The following is a 21,324-nucleotide window of genomic DNA, read 5'->3' as shown; positions in this document are numbered from 1 at the left end:
CCGAGGAAGAAGAGTCGGGGATCTTCCCGTTCTGTCCATCCTTGGACATGCACTCAAGCAATGGTCGCCCCCGCGTGCACGGGGGCGGTCCGGGAAGACCGGCGGACACCCGTGACACCGCGACAGATCCGTCCGCCGACGCGCCGGAGCCCATGGGCTACGACGACCCCTGGTACGACGCGCTCGCGGCGGGCTGGGGGGAGTCGGCCGGACCCGTCGGCGCCGTGTCCCCCGCGCGCGCGGAGGGCGGCCGCACCGCACTCGCCGCGGCCGACGTGTACCTGGAGGTCCAGCGCAGCGCGGCCTTCCAGGAGGTGCGCAGCCGCTACCGCAGGTTCGTGGTGCCGGCCGTCGTCGCCTTCCTCGCCTGGTACCTGGGCTATGTCGTCGCGGCCACGACCGCGCCCGGCCTGATGGCCCGTCCGGTCGCGGGAGCCGTGAACGTGGCGATGCTCGCCGGGCTCGGACAGTTCCTCACGACCTTCGCCCTCACCTGGGCCTACGCCCGGCACGCCCGCCTGTGCCGGGACCGTGCGGCCCTCGAACTGCGCTGGGACACCCAGGAACTGACGCGCGGCGTCCGAGGCGGTGCACGGTGACGGACGATCACCAGACGCTGGCGTTGGCGCTGTTCAGCGTGTTCATCGCCGTCACTCTGGCGATCACCACCTGGGTGAGCCGCAACCGGCAGGGTTCGGCGGAGGAGTTCTACGCGGGCGGGCGGCTGTTCTCGCCGATGGAGAACGGATTCGCCATCGCGGGCGACTACATGTCGGCCGCGTCCTTCCTCGGCATCTCGGGCCTGATCGCCCTGTTCGGTTACGACGGGCTGCTGTACTCGGTCGGCTTCCTGGTCGCCTGGCTGGTGGTGCTGTTCCTGGTCGCCGAGCTGGTGCGCAACTGCGGGCGGTTCACACTCGCCGACGTGGTCGCCGCGCGGATGCGTGAGCGGCCGGTGCGGATCGCGGCGGGAACTTCCTCGGTCGTCGTGTCCGTTCTCTATCTGGTGGCGCAGATGGTGGGTGCGGGCAGCCTGGTCGCACTGCTGCTGGGCGGCACCAGCGAGGCGGCGCAGGCCTGGACCGTCGTCGTGGTCGGTGCACTGATGGTCGTCTATGTCTCGATGGGAGGGATGCGAGCCACCACCTGGATCCAGATCGTCAAAGCGGTCCTGCTCATGGGCGGGGCGATCGCCCTGACCGTGCTCGTACTGCTGCGGTTCCACGGGGACTTCGACCACCTTCTGCGCAGCGCGGCCGAACGCAGCGGCCACGGCGCCAAGTTCCTCGCCCCCGGGCTGAAGTACGGCGGCGACTGGACCGCCCGCTTCGACTTCATCAGCCTCGGCCTGGCCCTCGTGCTGGGCACGGCCGGACTGCCGCACATCCTGTCCCGGTTCTACACCGTGCCCACCGCGCGGGCCGCCCGACGGTCGGTGGTCTGGTCGATCGGGCTCATCGGCGGCTTCTACCTGATGACGATCGTGCTCGGCTTCGGCGCCGCCGCCGTCGTGGGACCGGACGCCGTACGCGGCTCGAACGCGGCGGGGAACACGGCCGTACCGCTGCTCGCCCTCGACCTCGGCGGCGGCGCGGACTCCATGGGCGGCACGGTGCTCTTCGCCATCGTCGCCGCCATCGCCTTCGCCACCATCCTGGCGGTGGTCGCCGGGATCACCCTCGCCTCGTCGGCCTCCGTCGCCCACGACCTTTACGCGTCCCTGCGGCGTCGCCGCACCCGGCCGCCGCGCAGCGAGGTGGCCGTGGCCAGGGTCGCCGCGGTCGGCATCGGGGTGATCGCGATCGGGCTGGGTCTGCTGGCCCGCGACCTGAACGTCGCGTTCCTGGTCGGCCTGGCGTTCGCGGTCGCCGCGTCCGCGAACCTGCCCGTCCTGCTGTACTCGCTCTTCTGGCGCGGCTTCACCACGCGCGGAGCCGTGTGGTCGGTCTACGGCGGACTGATCCCCGCCGTGGTGCTGGTACTGCTGTCACCCGTGGTGTCGGGCAGTCCCGACGCGCTCTTCCCGGCTGTCGACTTCCAGCTCTTCCCGCTCCAGAACCCGGGCCTGGTCTCCATCCCGCTCGGCTTCCTCGCGGGCTGGATCGGCACGGTGACCTCCGCAGAGAAGGCGGACGAGGCGAAGCACGCCGAGACCGAGGTGAGGTCGCTCACGGGCGCGGGCGCGGTGTAGCGGGCGCTGGGCCGGATGAGGCCAGCCGTGGGGCGGCCCGCCGTGTTCATGGTGCGCTCGCCGACCGGGCGCGGTGCCTCGGCCGCGCCCTGACCTCGGTGCCGTCGGCCCCCGCGCTTCAGGCCGTGTCAGGTGCGGGCCGCGTCGCCGTACTCGAGGGTCGGCGTGGCGCGGCCGGTGCGCTCCAGGAGCTTCAGACAGCGCTGGGCGGTCTGGCGGCTCAGCCCCGTGCGCTCGGCGATCTCCTGGGCCGACAGCGGGCCGTCGGCGTCCATCAGGGCCTGACGCACCAGTTCCGCGGTGGTGAAGGGGCCCTTGGGCAGATCAGGCTCCGTCGCGGCGGACACCTTGCCGCGGGCGGAGCGGCCCAGGGCGCCGTCGTAGATCTCCATCACCTCGTGGCCCGCGAGCGCCTGGCTGGGGTCGGTGGAAACCGTGCCGCCGATCGCCCTGGGCCCGGTGTGCGACCAGCGTACGCCCCGTCGGTCCATCACCACGACGCACTCGACCCCGGTGGCCTCCCGGATGTGCTCCGCCTCCCGCTGCACGGGCCTGTCGGGTGTCGCGGACGTGCGGACCACATCCTCGGCGACCTGCGGCTGGGCGGCGGTCGTCTGTGCGATGGCGTGCGCGCGGCGCATCGTCTGGTCGTCCAGCTGTTCACCGAGCGGAGCGAGGAACAGGCCGGTCGCGAGCACCGCGACTCCTGCGGCGATCGCCACCTGCATGGGCAGCACCTGCGAGAACACCCGGCGCGGCAGGCCGAGCCGCAGGCGGCGTGCGGGGGGAGTGGTGGGGATGGCCACGACGGTACGTGGACGCACCGGGACTGCCGCAATGGTGTGGGCTTGATCTCTTGAGCCGGCCGAGAGGCGGGCCGGACGCGAGTCAACGTGGTGCGGTGGGTCAACCCAGTCAACCCAGTGCATGGGTCGATGCGTGGCATTGATCGGCCGTCGAGAGTTGATCAACACGGACGGAGTGGCGGTGGCGATCCAACTGTGGGGCAGGGCGTCAGCTCGCCAGTGCTGCCGCAATCAGCTCCCGTACGGCCACCACGTCCATCCGCGCGGGCGCCCCCAGGATCGACGTCCCGCAGCTCTCCGGACGCGGCGGCTGGGACGCACCCTGCGCCACGGTCACCCGCCAGTGCCGCCCGTCGACGTGCCCGACGGTGACCTCCCAGCGGGGAGCCGCGCCGTCCGTCCGTACGACGGTGAGCGCCTCGGCGGCGTACTCGCCGACCGCCTCGCGCACGGCCAGTTCCGCCGCCTGGCCGGGACGCTCCCAGGCGGAGGCACCGCGGCATCCGTCCATGGCCACCCGGCCCTCGCGGACACCGTGCAGGGCCTCCCTGACGGTGTGAGCCTCGGCACGGCCGTACGCGTAGCCGTAGGGCAGGACGAGCACGGTGGGGGAGAAGCGGTGACCACCCAGATGGGTGACCTCCCAGACCCCGTCGACGCCCGAGGCCGTGAGTTCGGCCGCGAGCGGGCGGCCGAGGAGGGCGCAGCAGCGGTCTCGCTTGCCGTTGGTGCACACGAGCGCGAGCGGGCCGCCCGTGTGGCGGCGGCCGTCCAGGACGGCGTCGAAGGAGCTGTGGTCGCCCCGGCCGAGCGCGGTGAAGTCCAGGTCCAGGAGCCGTCGCGGGTCGACGGTGGTGGCCTCGCGCAGCCAGACGTTGCCCGGCACGGTGTGCGAGACGTACACCCGGCGCACGGACGGCGAGTGGCTGTCGGCGTGACGGCCGGACCGGCGGATGAGCGCGATGCGCACGCCCGTGCCCTTCGCGGCGGCCTCGAGGGCGCGCCCGAGGACGGGGTCGAGGTGGCTGGAGGTGAGAGCTCGGGCACCCCACGGGCCGGGCTGTTCCAGCAGCAGCCAGGTCTTCGCGGGGGCCGCGGTCCCGGTAACGGGCTCGTCGAAGTCCCGCGAGACGCTTGCACACGTACTCACAGAGGTGAGCCTAACCTGACTTGGCTCGGCATGACTTCCTGGAGGGCCCGTGTCCTCCGGCGCGGGGGCCGAGACGCCCCGTTACGGGTGGGGCGGTGGTGATTCGCCGCCGCCGCCCGGCAGCGGCTGGGGCGGTTTGGGGCCGACGTAGAGGCCGCTGGGCCGCATCCTCAGCGGGCGCTCGCCGTACTCCTCCAGCGCGTGCGCGATCCAGCCGGCCGTGCGGGCCACCGCGAAGATCGTCTCGCCCGCCGTGGACGACATCCCGGCGGACGCCGTGAAGACGGCCAGGGCGAGGTCCACGTTGGCGTGCAGCGGGGTGTGGCGCGCGGCCGTCTCCACGACGTGGCGGGCGGCGGCGAGGGCGGGTCCGGCGTTTGGGATCTCCTCCAGGAGACCGAACAGGACCCGCGCGCGCGGGTCCTCACCGGAGTAGAGCCGGTGACCGAGGCCGGGCACGCGGCGTCCCGCGCGCAGTTCGTCGGCGACCACGGGTGCCGCGTCGCCCTGGTCGAGCACCTCCAGCAGCATGCGGTGGGCGAGCCCGCTGGCCGCGCCGTGCAGCGGGCCCTCGATCACGCCCAGCCCCGCAGAGACCGCCGCGTAGGCGTGTGCGCGCGCCGAGGCGGCGACCCGCACCGCGAGGGTGGAGGCGGCCAGGTCGTGGTCGGCGAGGAGGCCGAGCGCCGTGTCCAGGACGCGCAGCGACGCCTCGTCGGGCTGTTTGCCGGACAGCCGGGTCCACAGGCGGTGGGCGAGCGGACTGTCGGGCCGGCTCGCGCCCAGCAGCACCGGCGGCAGGGCGTCGACGATCGTCGGGATCAGGGTGCGCGCGGTGCCGAGCACCGCCTCCTCGGACAGGTCGAAACGCAGCGGGTCCGCGGTGGCGGCGGCGATGGCGGCGACGCGCAACCGGTCGGTGGGTCCGGCGTGTTCGGGCAGCGCGTCGACGGCCTGGCGCGCCACGGCCATGGAGGCCTCGGGAGCGGTGAAGGTGACCCCGGACCGCATCCGGCCCGTCCACAGCCACTCGGCGATCTCCTCGTAGGAGTGGCGCACGGCCAGTTCGGACGCGTCGACGCCCCGGAAGTAGTACCGGTCCGCCTCGATGAGCGTGATGCGGGTGCGCACGGACAGCTCGCCGCCGGCGCTCTGACTCACCGCGCTCTCACGCCTGTTGCGCCGGGCGAGCGCCTCGACCTCCTCGGCGGCGAAAGTGCTGCCGCGGCCGCTGGGCGAGCGACGGCTGCTGAGCTGGCCGCGGCTGACGTAGGCGTACACCGTCTCGGGCTTCACACCGAGCACCTCGGCGGCCTCCTTTGTGCTCAGGCGTCGCTCCGAGGGGCCGGTACCAGCTTGCTGATCGCGCATGGCGGCCACCGTATCCACATCTGTGAAGCATTGATTTTATATTGATTCAATCAATATTGACAGGCATAGAGTCAACCATGGACAGTCAAATCAAGTCCAGGGAGGAAACATGTCCGTCAACCGGTCCGCATCAACTCTTGTCGACGTACCGCGAGGGCTCTCGGGCGTCGTCGTCACCGACACCGAGATCGGCGACGTACGAGGACACGAGGGCTTCTACCACTACCGCCAGTACTCGGCCGTCGAGCTAGCGCAGACCCGCGGCTTCGAGGACGTCTGGCATCTCCTGGTCCACGGCGAGCTCCCCGATGCCGGGCGGAGCGCCGCGTTCGCCGCCGAGACCGCCGCGCTGCGGCGGCTGCCCGACGAGGTGGCGGCGGCGCTGTCCGCGATCGCGGCGGGCGGCGGCCGATCCGGTCCGCTCGCGGGTCTGCGTACGGCGCTGTCGCTGCTGGGGGCCGCCAAGGGCTTCCGGCCCGTGTACGACATCGACGCGGCGCAGCGACGGGTGGACGTCGTGACGGCGACCGCCGCGGTGCCGACGCTGTTGACGGCACTGCACCGGCTGGGCCAGGGACTTGATCCCGTCCAGCCCCGTGAGGATCTGTCGTACGCGGCCAACTACCTGTACATGTTGACCGGTTCGGAGCCCGACCCGCGGCATGCCCGTGCCGTCGAGCAATACTTGATCTCAACTATTGACCACGGATTCAATGCGTCAACCTTCACGGCGCGCGTGGTTGCCTCGACCGGCGCGGACGTCGCCGCCTGCCTCGTGGGCGCTGTCGGCGCGCTCTCCGGTCCGCTGCACGGCGGTGCCCCCAGCCGTGCGCTCGACACTCTGGACGCCATCGGCACGCCGGACCGTATCGACCCATGGGTGCGGGAGCGCGTCCTCGCGGGCGACCGGATCATGGGCTTCGGGCACGCGGTGTACCGCACCGAGGACCCCCGTTCGAGGATGCTGCGGGAGATCGCGCAGGGGTTCGGGGGCGAGCGGGTGGAGTTCGCCGTGCAGGTCGAGCGTGGGGTCGAGGCGGTGCTCGCCGAGCTGAAGCCGGGCCGCGAGCTGCACACCAACGTCGAGTTCTACGCGGGCCTCGTCATGGAACTGTGCGGGCTGCCGCGGCAGATGTTCACACCGACCTTCGCGGCGGCGCGGGTGGTGGGCTGGAGCGCGAACATCCTGGAGCAGGCCGAGGACTCGAAGATCATCCGGCCTGCGGCGCGGTACGTCGGGCCGGTGCCGCCGGTACCGGTTCCCGGCCGGGCCGCCTGAGGCCGAGCCGGAAGGCTTGGGGCAGGCATGGGGCAGGCCTGGGCCGCTCAAGGGGCGGGCCTGCCCGGGAACGGGCCGGGGCCCCGGCGTCGTACGGGGGACGACGCCGGGCCCCCGGCAAGGCCGGATCAGACGTCGGGGATGTCGGCCTTCGCGCGGACGAGGGTCTCGCGGCTGATGACGACGATGCGCTCGTAGTCCGCGCGTGAGGCGTCCGAGGGCAGGTCGGGTTCGAGTGAGTCCGTGGCGTCCGTTCCGATGACCGCGAAGTTGCCGTCGGCCAACTCGAAGATGTCGGGGCAGTTCGCTCCACTCACGCTGCCTCTGGCGCGCGGGGAGACGCCGATCCGACGGATGATCTGACTCACTGTTGGATTCCCTCTGGTGTCGCGTACGGAAGAGCCTGCACGGGCGACCGTGGAACGAGGGCGGCCCTGTGGGGTGCGGCTCTCCAAGCGGTGGTGCAAGCGAGTGCTGCGGAGTCGCCCTCGGCACGGTCATGCGTGAGTCAACTCCTGTGGCGACTCTGACAACTGGGGACTTCACAGGTTCGTTATGGGCCGGGGGTGTGATTTCCGCTGTGAACGCGGTTCACGCCCCCGGCGTCCCGCCCCCACCCCCGGCTCAGAAGCCTCCTCTACGCCCCCCGCTACTCCGGCGCCTCCGGCGGCTCTCCCACCACCCACCACTCGTCCCCGTCCGCCTCCTCCAGCTGTGCGAGGAGTTCGTCCACCATGCGGCCGAGCTCGGCCTCGTCGGAGTCGTCGGCGATGGTGGCCCGTTGGTGGCTGGTGGCGTACCAGTACTCGCGTACGACGGGGTTCTGCAGGATGCCGCGGACGAAACCGTGGAACTCCTCGCGACTGATGTTGCCGATGCGGTAGTAGAACAGGGCGTTCGTGTAGAGGGCGTTGGCGAAGAGGTACTGGCGTCGCCGTCCGGGGGAGACGGGAGGTTCGTACAGGTCGAGCACCTCGGCGAGCTCGGGGTCGTCGATGGCCTTGCTCAGCAGCTCCCAGTGCAGACGCTGCTGATGGGCCAGGTTGGCGTGATGCTGGGCGCGGGCGGCCCGGTCCAGCTGGTCAAGGCGTGACGCGAGCGTCTCCAGCCGGTCCAGCCGGGTGGCGAGTGACTCCAGTCGTTCCAGGCGTGTCGTCAGTGTCGCGAGCGCCTGGCGGTGGACGGCCAGGGTGACGAGCGCTCCCGTCATCAGCCCGAGGCCGGCGGCGACCGCCGTACCCGGCCCCCGTGCTCCAAAACTCAGTGTGCCCATGTCAACCCCCGAATCGTGCGGCAGGCCGCCGGTCGTCGGGTGCGGGTCGACGGGGGATCCGGCGAGCGATGGGTGGCGCCAGAGCGTCGTGCGGTGGACGAGCGGGAGGCACTCTGGCGTCCAGGGCCTTTCCTGGCCTGCGGGGGTACCTCCCCCGATCTGCCGAGCCCCCTTCGCCGACGCCACCGAGCCGACAGCCCCGACAGCGCGCCGAGCCGACAGCTCCGACAGCCCGTAAAGCCGACGGCCCCGAGAACCCCTCGAGCCGACTCACCCCGGACCCGGCCCACGGCAGGCGTCTCCGGCCGTCTCCCAGAGTGCCGAGCGGCTCTGATCGGCGGGGAGGCGGAGGGAGGAGGCGCACGGAGGGATGCGAGGGTCGCACGCGTCTCGCACTCCCCGGCGCCTTGCCAGACGTCTGCCCCGCAAATGCTGCTAACAATCGTTCACAACACCGGGTTTCCTGCGGCTCGTATCCTGGGGCGGCAGTCAGTCCTCAAAGGCGCGCACGGTTGCGATCCGGTGTGCGCGTGGGCGCGAGAGAGGTCGCACATTGGGTCAGAGTCCGCGGCAGATCCCCGTCGTCGTGCTAGCCGGATTCCTGGGTTCCGGCAAGACCACACTGCTCAACCACCTCCTGCACCACAGCGGAGGCAGCCGTATCGGCGCGATCGTCAACGACTTCGGCGCGATCGAGATCGACGCCCTGGCCGTGGCCGGCGCGCTGGGCGACTCGACCGTCTCCCTCGGCAACGGCTGCCTGTGCTGCGCGGTGGACGCCAGCGAACTAGACGCCTACCTGGAGCGGCTCGCCCACCCCGCGGCCGGGATCGACGTCATCGTCATCGAGGCCAGCGGCCTGGCCGAACCCGAGGAACTCGTGCGGATGGTGCTGGCCAGCGAGCTGCCGGACATCGTCTACGGCGGGCTCGTCGAGGTCGTGGACGCGGTCGAGTTCGACGACACGCGCGCGCGGCACCCGGAGATCGACCGGCATCTCGCCCTCGCCGACCTGGTCGTGGTGAACAAGACCGACCGGGCGACGGACGCCGAGCGCGTGATCGGCCTCGTCCGCTCCCTCGCCGACCGCGCGGCCGTCGTCCCCGCCGCCTACGGCCGCATCGACCCGGAGTTCCTCTTCGACTGCCGGCCCGCCGAGGAACGCGTCGGACAGCTCTCCTTCGACGACCTCTACGAACGCCGCGAACGGCACGACGACACGGCCCACGACGACCGCGAGGTGGCCGAGGGAGCCGTCGGCCACCACCACGCGGACCACCCCTCGGCCGACGGCCACGCCCGTCACGCCGGCCACCTCCACACCGCCTACGACAGCGTGTCCTTCGTCTCCGGACTGCCCCTCGACCCGCGCCGCTTGATGAGCTTCCTCGACAGCCGACCGGAGGGGCTCTACCGGATCAAGGGCTACGTCGACTTCGGACCCCACGACCCGCGCAACCGGTACGCCGTGCACGCCGTGGGACGGTTCCTGCGGTTCCGGCCGGAGCCCTGGGCGGCCGGTGCGGAGGCCGAGGACCGCCTGACCCAGCTCGTCCTCATCGGCTCCGGTATCGACGCGGCCGCCCTCGCCAAGGAGCTCGACGCGTGCAGGAGCGACGTCCCGCACGCCGACGAACACGGCATGTGGGGCGTTCTGCGCTACGTCCGCGACCCCGAGGCCGACCTCGGCCCGCAACCGGCGGCGGAACCGGGCGACGACCCCGGCCCCGCAGAAGACACGCGCCCTTAGAAGCCCGCCCCCGAGAAGGCGCCCACCAGAGGGCACCCTCCCAAAGCCCCCCTCCAGAGGACGCCTCCTCCGGAAGACCGGCCCTTCCAGGGCACCCACCCTGGAAGACCCGCCCCAGAAGCCCGCCCTACAACACCCGCCCCGCCACCACCGACACCGTCTTCGCCAGCGAGACCCCCGAGCCGTCACGGCGCGGATCGGGCTCGGGCAGCTCCACCGGCGTGCCGTTCTTCTGCGCGGCTCGCGCCGGAGCGGGGCCCGCCCAGGCCAGGGACAGACAGTCCTCGCCCTTCAGGAACCGCTGGCAGCGCACACCACCGGTGGCCCGGCCCTTGCGCGGGTACTGGTCGAACGGGGTCAGCTTGGCCGTGGTCTGCACGGAGTCGTCCAGCGTGCCGCGCGAGCCCGCCACGGTGAAGACCACCGCGTCGGCCGCCGGGTCCACCGCCGTGAACGAGATGACCTTCGCGCCCTCGGTGAGCTTGATGCCCGCCATACCGCCCGCCGGACGGCCCTGCGGACGCACCTGCGCGGCCTGGTAACGCAGCAGTTGCGCGTCGTCCGTGATGAAGACCAGATCCTCCTCGCCGGTGCGCAGCTCCACCCCGCCGACGATCCGGTCGCCGTCCTTGAGGGTGATGACCTCCAGCTCCTCCTTGTTCGACGGGTAGTCGGGCACGACGCGCTTGACCACGCCCTGCTCGGTGCCGAGCGCCAGACCGGGGGAGGACTCGTCGAGCGTGGTCAGGCAGACGATCGTCTCGTCGCCCTCCAGGGAGACGAACTCCGCGAGCGGCGCCCCGCCCGACAGGTTCGGCGCGGTCGCCGTGTCCGGCAGCTGGGGCAGGTCGATCACGTTCAGCCGCAGCAGCCGGCCGGACGAGGTGACCACACCCACCTCGCCCCGCTGGGTGGCCGGCACGGCCGAGACGATCACGTCGTGCTTGGTGCGCCGCCCGTCGGTGTCCTCCGGCAGCTCACCCGTCGCCGTACGCGCCATCAGGCCCGTCGAGGACAGCAGCACCCGGCACGGGTCGTCGGCGACCTGGAGGGACACCGTGGGGGCCGGGGCGCCCGCGGACTCCAGCAGGACCGTACGGCGGTCGGTGCCGAACTTCTTGGCGACCGCGGCCAGCTCGTTGGAGACCAGCCGGCGCAGCTCGGTGTCCGACTCCAGGATCCGGGTCAGCTCCTCGATCTCGGCGTTCAGCCGGTCCTTCTCCGACTCCAGCTCGATCCGGTCGAACCTGGTCAGGCGGCGCAGCGGCGTGTCGAGGATGTACTGCGTCTGGACCTCGCTGAGCGAGAAGCGCTCGATCAGGCGCTCCTTGGCCTGCGCGGAGTTCTCGCTGGAGCGGATCAGGCGGATCACCTCGTCGATGTCCACCAGGGCGGTGAGCAGGCCCTCGACGAGGTGCAGCCGGTCGCGGCGCTTGCCGCGGCGGTACTCGCTGCGGCGCCGCACGACCTCGAAGCGGTGGTCGAGGTAGACCTCCAGCAGCTCCTTGAGGCCGAGGGTGAGCGGCTGGCCGTCGACGAGCGCGACGTTGTTGATGCCGAAGGACTCCTCCATCGGCGTCAGCTTGTAGAGCTGCTCCAGGACCGCCTCGGGCACGAAGCCGTTCTTGATCTCGACGACCAGGCGCAGGCCGTGCTCGCGGTCGGTGAGGTCCTTGACGTCGGCGATGCCCTGGAGCTTCTTCGAGCCGACCAGGTCCTTGATCTTGGCGATGACCTTCTCCGGGCCGACCGTGAACGGCAGCTCGGTGACGATCAGGCCCTTGCGGCGCGCTGTGACCGTGTCCACGGCGACCGTGGCGCGGATCTTGAAGGTGCCGCGGCCGCTCTCGTAGGCGTCGCGGATGCCGGCCAGGCCCACGACCCGGCCGCCGGTGGGCAGATCCGGGCCCGGAACGTGCCGCATCAGGGTGTCGAGATCGGCGTTCGGGTACTTGATCAGATGGCGGGCGGCCGCGATGACCTCGCGCAGGTTGTGCGGCGGCATGTTCGTCGCCATACCGACGGCGATGCCCGAGGCGCCGTTGACCAGCAGGTTCGGGAAGGCGGCGGGCAGGGCCACCGGCTCCTGCTCCTGGCCGTCGTAGTTCGGAGCGAAGTCGACCGTGTCCTCGTCGATCGACTCGGTCATCAGGCTGGTGGCCTCGGCCATCCGGCACTCGGTGTACCGCATGGCGGCGGGCGGGTCGTCGTTGCCCAGCGAGCCGAAGTTGCCGTGTCCGTCGACCAGCGGGACCCGCATCGAGAACGGCTGGGCCATTCGCACCAGGGCGTCGTAGATCGACGCGTCGCCGTGCGGGTGGAGCTTGCCCATGACCTCGCCGACGACCCGGGCGCACTTCACGTAGCCGCGCTCGGGGCGCAGCCCCATCTCGTTCATCTGGTAGACGATGCGGCGGTGCACCGGCTTGAGGCCGTCGCGGGCGTCCGGCAGGGCGCGGGAGTAGATGACCGAGTACGCGTACTCGAGGAAGGAGCCCTGCATCTCGTCCACGACGTCGATGTCGAGGATCTTCTCCTCGAACGACTCGTCGGGCGGCGGGGTCTTCGTGCTGCGGCGGGCCATCGCTGCCGGCTCCTTGATCTGAAGCGTGAACGGGATCTGACGCGGACCATTGTGGACCTCGGTACTGACAACACCGGACGAGGACCCGGCCACACGTGCCCGCAGGCTACGGGATCTCGCTCTCGGCGTACGGCGGCCGGGAACTCCACCGGTGGTCCGCACGCTTGCATACAGTGGCAGGACCGGCAGGAGAACAGCGGTTTTCAGCGACCGCGACAGCGATCGAAGGGACGTACATGCCCATGGGTCACACGGCCACAGACCAGGCAGGCTCCGGGGGCCTGACAGCGACCGAGCACCGACTGGCCAACGGCCTGCGCGTGGTGCTGTCCGAGGACCACCTGACCCCGGTCGCGGCGGTGTGCCTCTGGTACGACGTCGGTTCCCGCCACGAGGTCAAGGGACGAACCGGTCTGGCTCACCTCTTCGAGCACCTGATGTTCCAGGGCTCCGGACAGGTCAAGGGCAACGGCCACTTCGAGCTGGTGCAGGGCGCGGGCGGCTCGCTCAACGGCACCACCAGCTTCGAACGCACGAACTACTTCGAGACCATGCCCACCCACCAGCTGGAGCTCGCCCTCTGGCTGGAGGCCGACCGCATGGGCTCGCTGCTCGCGGCCCTGGACGACGAGTCCATGGAGAACCAGCGCGACGTCGTCAAGAACGAGCGCCGCCAGCGCTACGACAACGTGCCCTACGGCACCGCGTTCGAGAAGCTGACCGCCCTCGCCTACCCCGAGGGCCACCCGTACCACCACACCCCCATCGGCTCGATGGCCGACCTGGACGCGGCGACCCTGGAGGACGCGCGCGCGTTCTTCCGGACGTACTACGCGCCCAACAACGCGGTCCTGTCCGTGGTCGGCGACATCGACCCCGAGCAGACCCTCGCCTGGATCGAGAAGTACTTCGGCTCCATCGCGGCCCACGACGGCAAGCCGGCCCCGCGCGACGGCACCCTCCCCGACGTCATCGGCGAGCAGCTGCGCGAGGTCGTCGAGGAGGAGGTCCCCGCGCGGGCCCTGATGGCCGCCTACCGGCTGCCGCACGACGGCACGCGCGCGTGCGACGCCGTCGACCTCGCGCTCACCGTCCTCGGCGGCGGCGAGTCCTCGCGCCTGTACAACCGGCTGGTACGCCGTGACCGTACGGCCGTCGCGGCCGGCTTCGGCCTGCTGCGCCTGGCCGGGGCGCCCTCGCTGGGCTGGCTGGACGTCAAGACCTCCGGGGACGTCGAGGTGCCGGTCATCGAGGCCGCCATCGACGAGGAGCTCGCGCGGTTCGCCGCCGAGGGGCCGACCGCCGAGGAGATGGAGCGCGCCCAGGCGCAGTTGGAGCGCGAGTGGCTGGACCGGCTCGGCACGGTCGCGGGCCGGGCCGACGAACTGTGCCGTTTCGCCGTGCTGTTCGGCGACCCGCAGCTCGCCCTGACGGCGGTGAAGCGCGTGCTGGAGGTGTCGGCCGAGGAGGTCCGCGAGGTCGCCGCGGCCCGGCTGCGGCCCGACAACCGCGCGGTGCTCGTCTACGAGCCGCTGTCCCCGGAGTCCGCGCAGCACACCGAGGACGAGGACTTCCCCGAGGACCCGGAGGCCGAGGCCACCGTCGAGGCCGGTGCCGACACGAACGAGGAGACGGCCAAGTGACCGAGCTCGCCACCATGGACTTCCACCCCCAGCCGCAGCCCGGCGACGCCCGGCCCTGGGCGTTCCCGGCGCCCGCGCGCGGGACCCTCGACAACGGCCTGACCGTGCTGCGCTGCCACCGCCCCGGCCAGCAGGTCGTCGCCGTCGAGGTGCTCCTGGACGCGCCGCTCGACGCCGAGCCGGCCGCCCAGGAGGGCGTGGCCACGATCATGGCCCGGGCCTTCTCCGAGGGCACCGACAAGCACTCCGCCGAGGACTTCGCGGCCGAGCTGGAGCGCTGCGGCGCCACCCTCGACTCGCACGCCGACCACCCAGGCGTCCGTCTCAGCCTGGAGGTTCCCGTCTCCCGGCTGGCCAAGGCGCTCGGCCTGCTCGCCGACGCGCTGCGGGCCCCCGCCTTCGCCGACAGCGAGATCGAGCGGCTGGTGACCAACCGTCTCGACGAGATCCCGCACGAGCTGGCCAACCCGGCCCGGCGCGCGGCCAAGGAGCTCTCCAAGGAGCTGTTCCCGGCCGACTCGCGCATGTCCCGCCCGCGTCAGGGCTCCGAGGAGACGGTCACCGCGATCGACTCCGCGGCCGTGCGCGCCTTCTACGAGCGGCACGTGCGCCCCGGCACGGCCACGGCGGTCGTCGTGGGCGACCTGGAGGGCGTCGACCTGGACGCGCTTCTCGGCGACACCCTGGGCGCCTGGACGGGCTCCAAGGCCGCGCCCCGGCCGGTCCCCGCGGTGACCGCCGACGACACCGGCCGGGTCGTCATCGTGGACCGGCCCGGCGCCGTCCAGACGCAGCTGCTCATCGGCCGCGTCGGGTCCGACCGGCACGACCGCGTGTGGCCCGCGCAGATCCTCGGCACGTACTGCCTGGGCGGTACCCTCACCTCCCGCCTGGACCGCGTCCTGCGCGAGGAGAAGGGCTACACCTACGGCGTGCGGTCGTTCGGCCAGGTGCTGCGCTCCGCGCCCGACGGCTCGGGCGTGTCGATGCTCGCCATCAGCGGTTCCGTCGACACCCCGAACACCGGCCCCGCCCTGGCGGACCTGTGGACGGTACTGCGCACGCTCGCGGCGGAGGGCCTGACCGACGCCGAGCGGGACGTCGCGGTGCAGAACCTGGTCGGGGTGGCGCCGCTCAAGTACGAGACCGCCGCCGCGGTCGCGGGCACGCTGGCCGACCAGGTCGAGCAGCACCTGCCCGACGACTTCCAGGCGACGCTGTATCAGCAGCTCGCCGCCACCGGCACGGTGGAGGCCACGGCGGCCGTCGTGAACGCCTTCCCCGTGGACCGGCTGGTGACGGTCCTGGTCGGCGACGCGGCGGAGATCAAGGAGCCGGTGGAGGCCCTCGGCATCGGTGAAGTGACCGTCGTGGCGGCCGAGTAGGGACGTGAGGGCACGCGCGCGTGGCGAGGAGGCCGGCGTCACGCGCGTGAGGTCCTGCGGTGACGAGCGCGAAGGACCCGAACGCGGACAATCCACGTCACGCGCGCGCGGGGCCCTGGTGACCGGAGTGTCACCAGGGCCCGTTTTTGTCTGTATTGACAGGGGATTGCGGGAGAGAAGTCCCATCTGCCCTGTGGCATGCGCTACAAATCCTCTGATCGGTTTGAGGATTGGAAGACAGTCCCCTTAGCGTCATGCGGGCTGTTCGTCAGGCAGTGCGCCGCAGCCGCGGCACCGGACAGTCATCGCCGAGTCCCCCACGGCGCGAGCCAGGGGAGCCGGGGACCCACCGAAGTCCCTGGGGTGAATCGGACGCCCGCGCGCAGGCGAGGGGGTCCGTAGGAGACCTTCCTGCTCCGAACCCGTCAGCTAACCCGGTAGGCGAGAAGGAAGGAAAGGACCAGCCACTACATGGCGTTCACCCGCGCCACCGGGAAGCACCGCCGTCCCAGCCGGATGCAGCGCGGCACCGTCCGCGCGGCGGGCGTCGCGGCGCTCGCCACCACCGGCGCCATCGGCACCCTGGCCGCTCCGGCCCTCGCAGCCGAGCAGCCCGAGACCGAGCAGACCGGTCTGCTGCCGGTCATCACCCTCGGCGACTCGGTCGCCGACCAGATCGACGCCCAGGCCGACGCGCAGAAGCTGGCCGCCGAGAAGGCGCTCGCCGAGCAGCGTGCCGAGGCGGCCGCCAAGAAGCGCGCGGAGGAGCGTGCGGAGGCCGCCCGCGAGGCCGAGGAGCGCGCCGCCCGCGAGGCCGAGCGCAAGCGTCTGAACACCTTCGTGTCGCCGATCGCCGGCTCCTACGTCTCCACCGGCTACCGCACCGGCGGCGCCGTGTGGTCCTCCGGCAGCCACACCGGTGTCGACTTCCACGCCGCCAGCGGCACGGTCGTCCAGGCCGTCGGCATGGGCACCGTCGTCGAGGCGGGCTGGGGCGGCGCGTACGGCAACCAGGTGGTCGTACGGATGCACGACGGCACCTACACCCAGTACGGCCACCTGTCCTCCATCGCCGTCGCGGTGGGCCAGTCGGTCGTCCCGGGCCAGCAGCTGGGGCTGTCCGGCGCCACCGGCAACGTCACCGGCGCGCACCTGCACTTCGAGGCCCGCTCGGGCGAGGAGTACGGCTCGGACATCGACCCGGTCTCCTACCTGCGCTCGCACGGCGTGAACATCTGATCCCCGTGTCCGCGCCCACGTGGGCACCGCTCAGCGGGTGACCACGTACGCCGTACCGAAAGCCCCGGCCGTCACGGCCGGGGCTTTCGACGTTCCCGCCCCCTCGGAGGGGCGCCGCTCCTGTAGCCCAGGTGTTCGCCGCCCGTCGCCGAGCGTTCGATTCGGCCGTCCGGAGGCGGTCGTATGTCCAAAAAATATTCATGGATTCCGGCCGGCCTTCGGAAATTCGGCGTGATTGCAATAGAGTCGCTGAACACACGTCAATCGTCGACGTTTCACGGGGATTAATGCGGAGGTCGGTCATGCGTGTTCCGGCGCACTCGGTGTGCACGGCGATCCGGGACGACATCGTCGCGGGTGTCTACGAACGCGGCGGCCGGCTCACCGAGGAAGTGCTGGCGAAGCGCTACGGCGTCTCGCGCGTCCCCGTCCGGGAGGCCCTGCGCACGCTGGAGGCGGAGGGGTTCGTGGTGACCCGGCGGCACGCGGGCGCCTGTGTCGCCGAACCCACCGAGCAGGAGGCCGCGGACCTGCTGGAGATGCGCATGCTGCTGGAGCCGCTCGGCGCCTCCCGGGCCGCGCAGCGCCGCACCGAGGCCCATCTGAAGGTGCTGCGCGGTCTGGTGCGGCTGGGCCAGGAGCGGGCCAGACGGGGCAGCAGCGACGATCTGAGGTCCCTGGGGAGCTGGTTCCACGAGACGCTCGCCCAGGCCTCCGGAAGCCCCGCGCTGATCTCCGTGCTGACCCTGCTGCGACACAAGATCGCCTGGATGTACTCCGTGGAGCCGCCGGCCGGTCCCGTGGAGTCCTGGGCCGAGCACGGCGCGATCGTGGACGCGGTGGCGCGCGGCGACAGCGAGCGCGCGCGGGCGGTCACCGCCCTGCACGCCGAGCGGGCGAGCGCGGCGCACCGGCTGCGCATTCCCGGCGCGGTGGACCGCGCCGACCGCGTGAGGACTTCGCAACATCCCGTAAACATGTCGGGTCTGCGGCATTAACAAGCGCGCCGTATACAAAGAGGAGATATTCGCGGTGGAGGTGTATTTCCGCTGCCTTTTTCGCGTGCGCCGGTAATTCCGGCTGTGCGCTCCAAGGTATGCCCGGAGAGTTCTCTCGCCCGCCGCGGGAATTGCTGCCGGTGTCCCGGGAAACGGCAGAAGCCGCGTCACCCGGACGGGTGACGCGGCTTCTGTACGTGAGCTGCTCGGGCCGCTCAGACGGTCTCGGGGAGCTCCTCGAGACCCTCGGCGACCAGCTTGGCCAGACGGTCGAGGGCGACGTCCGCGCCCTCGGCCTCGGAGGCGAGCACGATCTCCTCGCCGCCCTGGGCGCCCAGGCCGAGGACGGCCAGCATGGAGGCCGCGTTGACGGGGTTGCCGTCGGCCTTGGCGATCGTCACCGGGACGCCTGAGGCAGTGGCGGCTCGGACGAAGATGGAGGCGGGGCGGGCGTGGAGACCCTCGGCCCAGCCGACGTTGACGCGGCGCTCAGCCATGTGATGCTGCCCTTCACTTTCCCAGGGTTGTCTAGACCAGTGTTCCACACCGTGGAGGGTGCCCGGAACGGTCCGCTGTGAGGGTGCCCGGAACGGTCCTCCGTCCCGCGCCGGAGCAGTCCTCCGTCCCGCACGGGAAGGGCCCTCCGTCCCGCGCCGGCCCGGCCGCCGGACCGCGGCCCGGCTTGTTTTCTCCACAGACTGCCCCGCGCCGTTGTCGTACGCGAGCCGTACGCTGGGCCCCATGCAGAGCGCGCCGGACCGGCAGGAGTACCCCGACCACTGGGAAGCCGACGTGGTGCTGCGCGACGGCGGCACCGCGCGCGTCCGCCCCATCACCGCGGACGACGCCGAACGCCTGGTCAGCTTCTACGAGCAGGTCTCCGACGAGTCGAAGTACTACCGCTTCTTCGCTCCCTACCCGCGCCTGTCCGCAAAGGACGTCCACCGTTTCACCCACCACGACTTCGTGGACCGGGTCGGCCTCGCGGCCACCGTCGGCGGCGAGTTCATCGCGACCGTGCGCTACGACCGCATCGGTGCCGACGGCCTGCCCGCCTCCGCCCCCGCCGACGAGGCCGAGGTGGCGTTCCTGGTGCAGGACGCCCACCAGGGGCGCGGTGTCGCCTCCGCCCTCCTGGAGCATGTCGCGGCCGTCGCGCGCGAGCGCGGGATCCGCCGGTTCGCCGCCGAGGTGCTGCCCGCCAACAACAAGATGATCAAGGTGTTCACCGACGCCGGGTACACCCAGAAGCGCAGCTTCGAGGACGGCGTCGTACGCCTGGAGTTCGACCTCGAACCCACCGACCGCTCGCTCGCCGTGCAGCGCGCGCGGGAGCAGCGTGCGGAGGCGCGGTCCGTGCGGCGGCTGCTCGCCCCCGGGTCCGTCGCCGTGGTCGGCGTCGGACGCGCGCCCGGCGGCGTGGGCCGCGGCATCCTCGACAACATCCGGCAGGCGGGCTTCACCGGGCAGTTGTACGCGGTCAACCGGGCCTTCCCGGAGGACCTCAAGGAGATCGACGGGGTGCCCGCCCACCGTTCGGTGCGGGACATCCCCGGGCCGGTGGACCTCGCGGTCGTCGCCGTACCCGCCCCACGCGTGCCCGACGTCGTCACCGAGTGCGGCGAGCACGGGGTGCAGGGGCTCGTGGTGATCTCCGCCGGATACGCCGAGAGCGGGCAGGACGGCCGCGCGCGCCAGCGCGAACTCGTCCGCCACGCGCGCGCGTACGGCATGCGGATCATCGGGCCCAACGCCTTCGGGATCATCAACACCTCGTCCGAGGTGAGCCTGAACGCCTCCCTCGCGCCCGAACCGCCCCGGCCCGGCCGCATCGGCCTGTTCACCCAGTCCGGCGCCATAGGCGTCGCGCTGCTGTCCCGGCTGCACCGGCGTGGTGGCGGCGTCACCGGTGTCACCGGCGTGTCCACCTTCGTCTCCGCGGGCAACCGCGCGGACGTCTCCGGCAACGACGTCGTGCAGTACTGGTACGACGACCCGGACACCGACGTCGCCCTGATGTACCTGGAGTCCATCGGCAACCCCCGCAAGTTCACCCGCCTCGCCCGGCGGACGGCGGCGATGAAGCCGCTGGTCGTCGTGCAGGGCGCCCGGCACGGAGGCGCCGCGCCGCAGGGCCACGCGGTACGGGCGACGCGGCTGCCGCACGACACGGTGTCCGCGCTGCTGCGGCAGGCCGGGGTGATCCGCGTCGACACGATCACCGAGCTGGTCGACGCGGGACTGCTGCTCGCGCGCCAGCCCCTGCCCGGCGGCCCCCGGGTGGCGATCCTCGGCAACTCCGAGTCCCTCGGGCTGCTGACGTACGACGCCTGCCTGTCCCAGGACCTGCGGCCGCTGCCGCCGCTGGACCTGACGACGGGGGCCTCCGCGGAGGACTTCCGGCGAGCGCTGTCCCGGGCGCTGGCCGACGAGACGTGTGACGCGGTCGTCGTGACGGCCATCCCGGCGATCGGGGAGGGCTCGCCCGACGACGCGGAGCTGGCGGAGGCCCTGCGGTCGGCGGCGGCGGAGACACCGGGCAAGCCCGTACTGGTCGTGCACGTCGAGCTCGGCGGACTGGCCGCCGCGCTGTCGGCCGCGACGAGCACCGCGCCCCAGAGCGGGGACCGGGCGGCCGCCCCCCACCCCTTCCGGCCCCTGCGCCGCGCCACCGCCACCCCGGCCGGACAGCCCGCCGCCCCGGCCGACCCGCCCGCCGTGGCGCCGGGCACCAGCCCCACCACCCCCGCGGGCCCCACGGCCCCCCGCCTCATCCCCGCCTACCCCGCCGCCGAGCGGGCCGTGCGCGCCCTCGCCGAAGCCGTGAAGTACGCCCAGTGGCGGCGGGAGGCGACGGACCCGGGCAAGGTGCCCGAGTACGAGGACGTCGACGAGAAGGGGGCCGCCGGACTGATCGGCGGACTGCTCGCACGCGGGCAGGGGCTCACCCTCGGCACCGACGAGACCTGCGACCTGCTCGGGACCTACGGCATAAGGGTGCTGCGCGCCCTGCCCGCCCCCGCCCCCGACGCCGCCGCCCGGGCCGCACTGGACCTCGGGTACCCCGTCGCCCTGAAGGCCACCGCGCCCCACCTGCGCCACCGCGCCGACCTCGGCGGGGTCCGGCTCGACCTCGCCGACGAGGAGCAACTGAGGCGGGCGTACACCGAATTGACCGAGCTGTTCGGCTCGCCCGAGGAACTGCGTCCGGTCGTGCAGCGGATGGCACCGCGCGGCGTCGACACCGTCGTACGGGCCGTGATCGACCCGGCGGCGGGTGCCGTGCTGTCGTTCGGGCTGGCCGGGGCCGCGTCCCAGCTGCTCGGGGACACCGCGCACCGGCTGATCCCGGTCACCGACCGGGAGGCGACCTCGCTGGTCAGGTCGATCCGGACGGCGCCGCTGCTGTTCGGCTGGCGCGGTTCGACACCGGTCGACACCCCGGCCCTGGAGGAGCTGCTGCTGCGCGTCTCCCGGCTGGTCGACGACCATCCCGAGGTGGTGGCCGTCACCCTGGAGCCGGTCGTCGTCTCGCCGCACGGCCTGAGCGTCCTGGGCGCCACCGTCCGCCTGGCCCCGCCGCCCGCGCGCGACGACCTCGGCCCGCGCACCCTGCCCGCGTACTGATGCCCACGGGCCGTCCCTGGGTATGAGG

General features: G+C 72.1%; 16 protein-coding genes, 1 pseudogene and 1 riboswitch. Of the genes and pseudogenes, 9 read left to right on the top strand and 8 right to left on the bottom strand.

The features are described from left to right. The first annotated feature begins 47 nt into the window (after window positions 1-47). Entirely contained in the window at window positions 48-599 is a 552-nt protein-coding gene (locus ACFYR0_RS15230; RefSeq protein ID WP_389326866.1) for a DUF485 domain-containing protein, read from the top strand. Next, window positions 596-2,191 (top strand): cation acetate symporter, encoded by a 1,596-nt coding sequence (locus tag ACFYR0_RS15225; protein ID WP_389326863.1) that lies wholly within the window; start codon window positions 596-598, stop codon window positions 2,189-2,191. Before ACFYR0_RS15230 ends, ACFYR0_RS15225 begins: the two co-directional genes overlap by 4 nt. Window positions 2,192-2,319: 128 nt before the next feature. Here the strand turns inward: ACFYR0_RS15225 and ACFYR0_RS15220 are convergent, their stop codons facing one another. From ACFYR0_RS15220 to ACFYR0_RS15205, 4 genes and pseudogenes are all read right to left on the bottom strand, one after another. Beyond that, the gene (locus ACFYR0_RS15220; RefSeq protein ID WP_389327101.1) at window positions 2,320-2,466 is read right to left on the bottom strand and encodes a helix-turn-helix domain-containing protein; all 147 of its coding nucleotides are present in this window, start codon (window positions 2,464-2,466) and stop codon (window positions 2,320-2,322) included. Between the two features lie 69 nt (window positions 2,467-2,535). Continuing rightward, window positions 2,536-2,991, bottom strand: a pseudogene (locus ACFYR0_RS15215) (histidine kinase); the annotation flags it as partial. Between the two features lie 214 nt (window positions 2,992-3,205). Next, window positions 3,206-4,147 carry a sucrase ferredoxin gene (locus ACFYR0_RS15210; protein WP_389326860.1) on the bottom strand — a complete coding sequence of 314 codons (942 nt, stop codon included), beginning with the start codon at window positions 4,145-4,147 and terminating at the stop codon, window positions 3,206-3,208. 81 nt (window positions 4,148-4,228) lie between these two features. Further along, window positions 4,229-5,518, bottom strand: coding sequence for a citrate synthase (locus ACFYR0_RS15205; RefSeq protein ID WP_389326858.1), 1,290 nt, complete (start codon window positions 5,516-5,518; stop codon window positions 4,229-4,231). Between the two features lie 109 nt (window positions 5,519-5,627). Here ACFYR0_RS15205 and ACFYR0_RS15200 point away from each other — a divergent pair, with 109 nt between their 5' ends. Then, complete coding sequence (locus ACFYR0_RS15200) at window positions 5,628-6,797, top strand: citrate synthase/methylcitrate synthase (protein ID WP_389326855.1); 1,170 nt, start codon at window positions 5,628-5,630, stop codon at window positions 6,795-6,797. 128 nt (window positions 6,798-6,925) lie between these two features. Here the strand turns inward: ACFYR0_RS15200 and ACFYR0_RS15195 are convergent, their stop codons facing one another. Then, window positions 6,926-7,165 carry a hypothetical protein gene (locus ACFYR0_RS15195; protein WP_386382806.1) on the bottom strand — a complete coding sequence of 80 codons (240 nt, stop codon included), beginning with the start codon at window positions 7,163-7,165 and terminating at the stop codon, window positions 6,926-6,928. Between the two features lie 281 nt (window positions 7,166-7,446). Then, a complete protein-coding gene (locus ACFYR0_RS15190) occupies window positions 7,447-8,070 on the bottom strand; it encodes a DUF6082 family protein (RefSeq protein ID WP_389326851.1) in 624 nt (207 codons plus the stop codon). Window positions 8,071-8,623: 553 nt separating this feature from the next. Between ACFYR0_RS15190 and ACFYR0_RS15185 the strand changes: the two genes are divergently transcribed. After that, the gene (locus ACFYR0_RS15185; RefSeq protein WP_389326848.1) at window positions 8,624-9,820 is read left to right on the top strand and encodes a CobW family GTP-binding protein; all 1,197 of its coding nucleotides are present in this window, start codon (window positions 8,624-8,626) and stop codon (window positions 9,818-9,820) included. Between the two features lie 127 nt (window positions 9,821-9,947). Here the strand turns inward: ACFYR0_RS15185 and ACFYR0_RS15180 are convergent, their stop codons facing one another. Continuing rightward, window positions 9,948-12,404: a DNA topoisomerase (ATP-hydrolyzing) subunit A gene (locus ACFYR0_RS15180; protein ID WP_389326845.1), complete on the bottom strand. Its 2,457-nt coding sequence runs from the start codon at window positions 12,402-12,404 to the stop codon at window positions 9,948-9,950. A gap of 236 nt (window positions 12,405-12,640) precedes the next feature. On the opposite strand from ACFYR0_RS15180, the gene ACFYR0_RS15175 reads away from it, so the two are divergent. The 4 genes from ACFYR0_RS15175 (at window position 12,641) to ACFYR0_RS15160 (ending at window position 17,669) form a co-directional block, all read left to right on the top strand. Further along, window positions 12,641-14,047, top strand: a complete 1,407-nt coding sequence (locus ACFYR0_RS15175) for a M16 family metallopeptidase (RefSeq protein WP_389326843.1) — start codon at window positions 12,641-12,643, stop codon at window positions 14,045-14,047. Continuing rightward, on the top strand, window positions 14,044-15,432 hold the full coding sequence (locus ACFYR0_RS15170; protein WP_389326841.1) for a M16 family metallopeptidase: 1,389 nt from the start codon (window positions 14,044-14,046) through the stop codon (window positions 15,430-15,432). Before ACFYR0_RS15175 ends, ACFYR0_RS15170 begins: the two co-directional genes overlap by 4 nt. A gap of 296 nt (window positions 15,433-15,728) precedes the next feature. Beyond that, a riboswitch (cyclic di-AMP (ydaO/yuaA leader) is annotated at window positions 15,729-15,890 on the top strand. Between the two features lie 13 nt (window positions 15,891-15,903). Beyond that, window positions 15,904-16,671 (top strand): M23 family metallopeptidase, encoded by a 768-nt coding sequence (locus tag ACFYR0_RS15165; protein WP_389326839.1) that lies wholly within the window; start codon window positions 15,904-15,906, stop codon window positions 16,669-16,671. Window positions 16,672-16,973: 302 nt separating this feature from the next. After that, on the top strand, window positions 16,974-17,669 hold the full coding sequence (locus ACFYR0_RS15160; RefSeq protein ID WP_389326837.1) for a GntR family transcriptional regulator: 696 nt from the start codon (window positions 16,974-16,976) through the stop codon (window positions 17,667-17,669). Between the two features lie 215 nt (window positions 17,670-17,884). On the opposite strand, the gene ACFYR0_RS15155 is transcribed toward ACFYR0_RS15160, so the two are convergent. Further along, window positions 17,885-18,166 (bottom strand): HPr family phosphocarrier protein, encoded by a 282-nt coding sequence (locus ACFYR0_RS15155; RefSeq protein WP_266474265.1) that lies wholly within the window; start codon window positions 18,164-18,166, stop codon window positions 17,885-17,887. A gap of 244 nt (window positions 18,167-18,410) precedes the next feature. Between ACFYR0_RS15155 and ACFYR0_RS15150 the strand changes: the two genes are divergently transcribed. Continuing rightward, entirely contained in the window at window positions 18,411-21,296 is a 2,886-nt protein-coding gene (locus ACFYR0_RS15150) for a GNAT family N-acetyltransferase (protein ID WP_389326835.1), read from the top strand. Window positions 21,297-21,324 lie beyond the last annotated feature (28 nt).

The organism is Streptomyces sp. NPDC005017 (assembly GCF_042873115.1).
Lineage (GTDB): Bacteria > Actinomycetota > Actinomycetes > Streptomycetales > Streptomycetaceae > Streptomyces.
The sequence above is the reverse complement of the archived record's forward strand: the minus strand, read 5'-3'. Positions and strand labels throughout refer to the sequence as shown.